This is a genomic window from Ferruginibacter sp., from assembly GCF_028288465.1.
Lineage (GTDB): Bacteria > Bacteroidota > Bacteroidia > Chitinophagales > Chitinophagaceae > Ferruginibacter.
In genome coordinates this window covers 1-3,588 of the sequence record NZ_JAQBNR010000080.1, presented here as the reverse complement: position 1 = coordinate 3,588, position 3,588 = coordinate 1, and the positions used below count along the sequence as shown (strand labels likewise).

Below are 3,588 nucleotides of genomic sequence, written 5' to 3'. Positions count from 1 at the left end.
GAGGAAGCTGAAGTTGGAGTGGGCGTGCAACTCGGCGTAGGGGATTGCCTCTGTCGCGGCATCCCCCAGCTCGGTCGGCACGTAAGGCATGCGCTTGTTTGACCATGCGGGGCTGTCGCCGCCGTCGGCTCCCAGCGGAACAGCGGGAGGCCGCCGACCGTTGGAGAGGGCACGTTCAAATTCGGACCAGGGGATGGGTGGATTGCTGTAGCCCATCAGTCGTACCGCGCCTCTGCCGACCAGCTTGAGCCGCTCCCCGTGGTTTCCTGGACGAGCAGCCAGGCTGTGCCGGCGGCATCCACCACCTGGAAACGGTTTGCCTTCGTGGTGTTGTCGGCATCCCACCAGCGCTCGACCACGGGCCATGGCCCTGCCCATGCGGTGATGCGGCGCAGGTCGCGCCCGGATGCCGCAGGAGAGAACTGTGCGGGCGCCGCAGACAGCACTCCTCGATCGCTGACCTCCACGCTCTCCCCAGCTGGCCCAAACACATGGACAGGATGCGGAGCGGGAAAAACAGTGGATGGCGCGGGCTGCGGCAATTGCCCTGGCCACGGCTGCGCGGGCGCGCGGGTCAGCAGCGGGCGGTCGCCCCACGGCACAGTAACCTGCCGATCAGCGAGCGTACGCCCGCCACTGAGCACCGCTGTGAGCACCCCGCCGTGCCCGAGCATGCTCTGCACCCGGGAAAGCCCGGAGTGGACGCGCTCGTCTGTTCCGGCGCCGAAGAGGCCAACCTCATGGTTGCCGATGGCGTCCACTGCCTCCGGCACGATGCGCACGGCGCTCACCCCGCTGCGAAGACCGGCATCAACCTCACCACTGCCCTGCAGCTGCCAGCGAACCCGATCGACGACATCCGCCGCAGTGAAGGAACGGGGGTGGAGCCAGCTGCGCTCCGAGTAATCGCCGGACTCCGTGTCGAGTTCGATGCGGATGGCGGTGCACACGAGCCTCTCCCGCACGAGGGCCTGGATGAAGTCGTCCGCGAGTGCCCTCACCCCGAAGGTGACCTGGTCGACGCGGTCGAGCGGAGGTTCGAAGCCGATCGAGACGTCCAGCTCTTCCGGCGCGACCCTGGCGATGATGGGCCTGCTGTCGAGGCCTCCGGACAGGGCGTGCAGGTGGGCCCCGCCCTCACCGAACCGGCCGAGCACATCGTCTGCTGGCAGGGCAGCAAAGTCGGCGAGGGTGGTAATGCCCAGGCGACGGAGAAGGGTGATGAGGGCTGGAGCTTCAAGCAAACTGACCGGCAGGGGAGCGAGGAACGCGGCAGACTCGCCCTCGGGCACGATACGCACCCTGCGGCCCGCCGTCGCTGTGCGTGCCGCCTGTTCGGCCGTAAAGGGACCATCGGCAATTCCCACCCGCGCACCCGGGATACCCAGTTGATCAAGCAGCCCGATGAGCGCAAGCCCGGCGGGTTTTTCTCCGCCGTAGTAGCCGGCTGGCCCCCGCGAACGAATGGCGCAGATACCGGGACGAACCACCTGCACCCCTGTCATCAACTCTTCGATGGCGGTGACAACCGTCTCGAAAGTGCGCTGGTCGAGCTGCTGTTCATACGGCTGCACGACGAGGTCGGTGCACCGTGCCTGCGCCTCGCGAACGCGGAGCCCTCGCTTGACCCCTTCCGCCCTCGCCGCCGCTGAACAGGCAAAAACGCTGCCCTTGTCGATCAGCGCAAGTGGCGCATCCGACGGCAGAGCACCGGAGCGGATGGCCGCAATGATGGGCCAATCCGGGATCCAGAGCACCATGCTCCGCAGGATGGGAAGGTTCATTTCCCCATACTCGAACATATGTTCGAATGTGTCAATTGCGAGCGGCGTGTCGGGGAAAACCTTCAGCCGAGGGCGATTGTGGAGGAGGAGCCGACGTGAAATCGCCTTGCGAGGAAGATGCAGACCGCCAGTTGAAGAAGGAACAGGGCTCCGAAAAGCAGAAAGGGCGCAGGTGACCCGGAGTGGTGGCATACCTCTGCCGGCGATTATGCGTTGCTCCTCGCAAGGCGGGCGGTTTCGGCGGAAGCGGGCCAGCGCGCACGCCCGCTTCCGCCGCAAGCGCCCGGATGGCGCGCTCCCGGTGCTCCTGCGAGCACAGGTGGCGAGCGGAAGCCACGTTGGCTGAGGCATTCCTCACGGCGGGCTTCGCGGCTACCCCACCGCGCGCAGGGGCGGTCGCGCAACGGCGGGCGCACCCGCCTCGGCACCACCCCACGCACCAACACCAGCACCAACACCAGCACCGAAACCAGCACCAGCACCAGCACCAGCATCCACCCGCGCAAACCGCTGCTCGGGATCGGGCAACCACATCCGCGCGCTTCGCGGTCGCCCACCCAGCCGCGTCGACACCGTGATCGTGACCTGGCGTGCGGCGAGATGCCCGTGCCCCTCGCCGATCCCGCTCCAGCTGCTCTCGGACAGGCTCAGCATTGCCTCGCTCTGCGGCCAGGTACCCAGCACGATGAGGGTTGATCCACGCTGGCGCAGCCGGGCTGCCAGCCGGGAAAGGTTGCCATCCGATGCGCGCTTGGGCGGCCGCAGGACAACGACCCCGAGCACGTCAGCAACCGCGGCCGTGACGGCAAGCCACTGGTCACCCGGGTTCGGAACCAGGACGAGCCTTTCCAGGTCGACCCCGTACGAGGATGCCGCCTCCACCCCAAACTCGGGAACCCCAACCACCCCGCACCATGACCCCGCCTGCGATGGCCCGGCAAGCAGTGCCATCATCAGGGTTGCCGATTGCTCAACGGAATAGGTGGCCCCCTGCTTCAGACCGCCGCCAGGGAGCAGCCCCGCGATTGCCGGTTGCGTCGGCACCTGCCTGCTGTCGAGTTTGGTCGCCTGCATCGAGCGGATGCGCTCCTGCAGCTCGCGCACCTCATCGGCAACGGGACGCGCCGTTTCCAGTGTTGCTGCCGCAGGTGCCATACCCCCATGTTCGAACATACGTTCGATACTGTCAATGACCAATGACATCGTCGGGCGGGCCAGGAGAGCAGCTGCCGCGGCATCCCGCAACCCCATCCTGTCCCCAGCTTGCGGGTGCAGACTGCTGGAATGTCGACTCCCGTCCGGCGCAGCATTCTCGGCCGAATTCTCACCCGCTCCCGACCGCCCGCCGAACGCCCCGCATGGATGGTCGCCCTGGAAAACGGAGCAGACGAAGGGTTTTTCGGACCAGGCAGCGCCGTCTGGGATGTCAACGGTGCCCCATCAGGTTCGGTTGCCGGCATCCGTGCGCTTCTGCTGCAAACCCTGCACCCCGGTGCCATGGCCGGTGTTCACGACTGGTCCCGCTATCGCGAAGACCCGATGGGGCGACTCGACGGAACCGCTCGCTGGGTCATGACAACAACCTTCGGATCGAGGGATGCCGCGACCGCCGGCTCAGCGATGGTGAGCCGCATGCACACCCGCATCACGGGCACATACACCGATGCCGCGGGCAGCGAAAAGCAGTACGCCGCCAACGATCCCGAGCTGCTGCGCTGGGTGCACGATGCCTTCACCGAGGCGTTCCTCGGCGCACGGCTTCGCTGGGGACGCGGCGCCATTCCCGGCGGCCCCGACCAGTACG

The 3,588-nt window shown here is 67.1% G+C and carries 3 protein-coding genes; 1 reads left to right on the top strand and 2 read right to left on the bottom strand.

Annotated features, from left to right (window positions below):
- Window positions 1-215: 215 nt before the first annotated feature.
- Together JWR61_RS27920 and JWR61_RS27915 are read right to left on the bottom strand one after the other, a co-directional pair.
- Window positions 216-1,802, bottom strand: coding sequence for a DNA polymerase Y family protein (locus JWR61_RS27920; protein ID WP_301930928.1), 1,587 nt, complete (start codon window positions 1,800-1,802; stop codon window positions 216-218).
- A gap of 354 nt (window positions 1,803-2,156) precedes the next feature.
- Window positions 2,157-2,939 (bottom strand): hypothetical protein, encoded by a 783-nt coding sequence (locus JWR61_RS27915; RefSeq protein WP_301930927.1) that lies wholly within the window; start codon window positions 2,937-2,939, stop codon window positions 2,157-2,159.
- Between the two features lie 129 nt (window positions 2,940-3,068).
- On the opposite strand from JWR61_RS27915, the gene JWR61_RS27910 reads away from it, so the two are divergent.
- Window positions 3,069-3,588 (top strand): oxygenase MpaB family protein (locus tag JWR61_RS27910; RefSeq protein WP_301930926.1); only part of this gene is annotated, 520 nt, incomplete at its 3' end.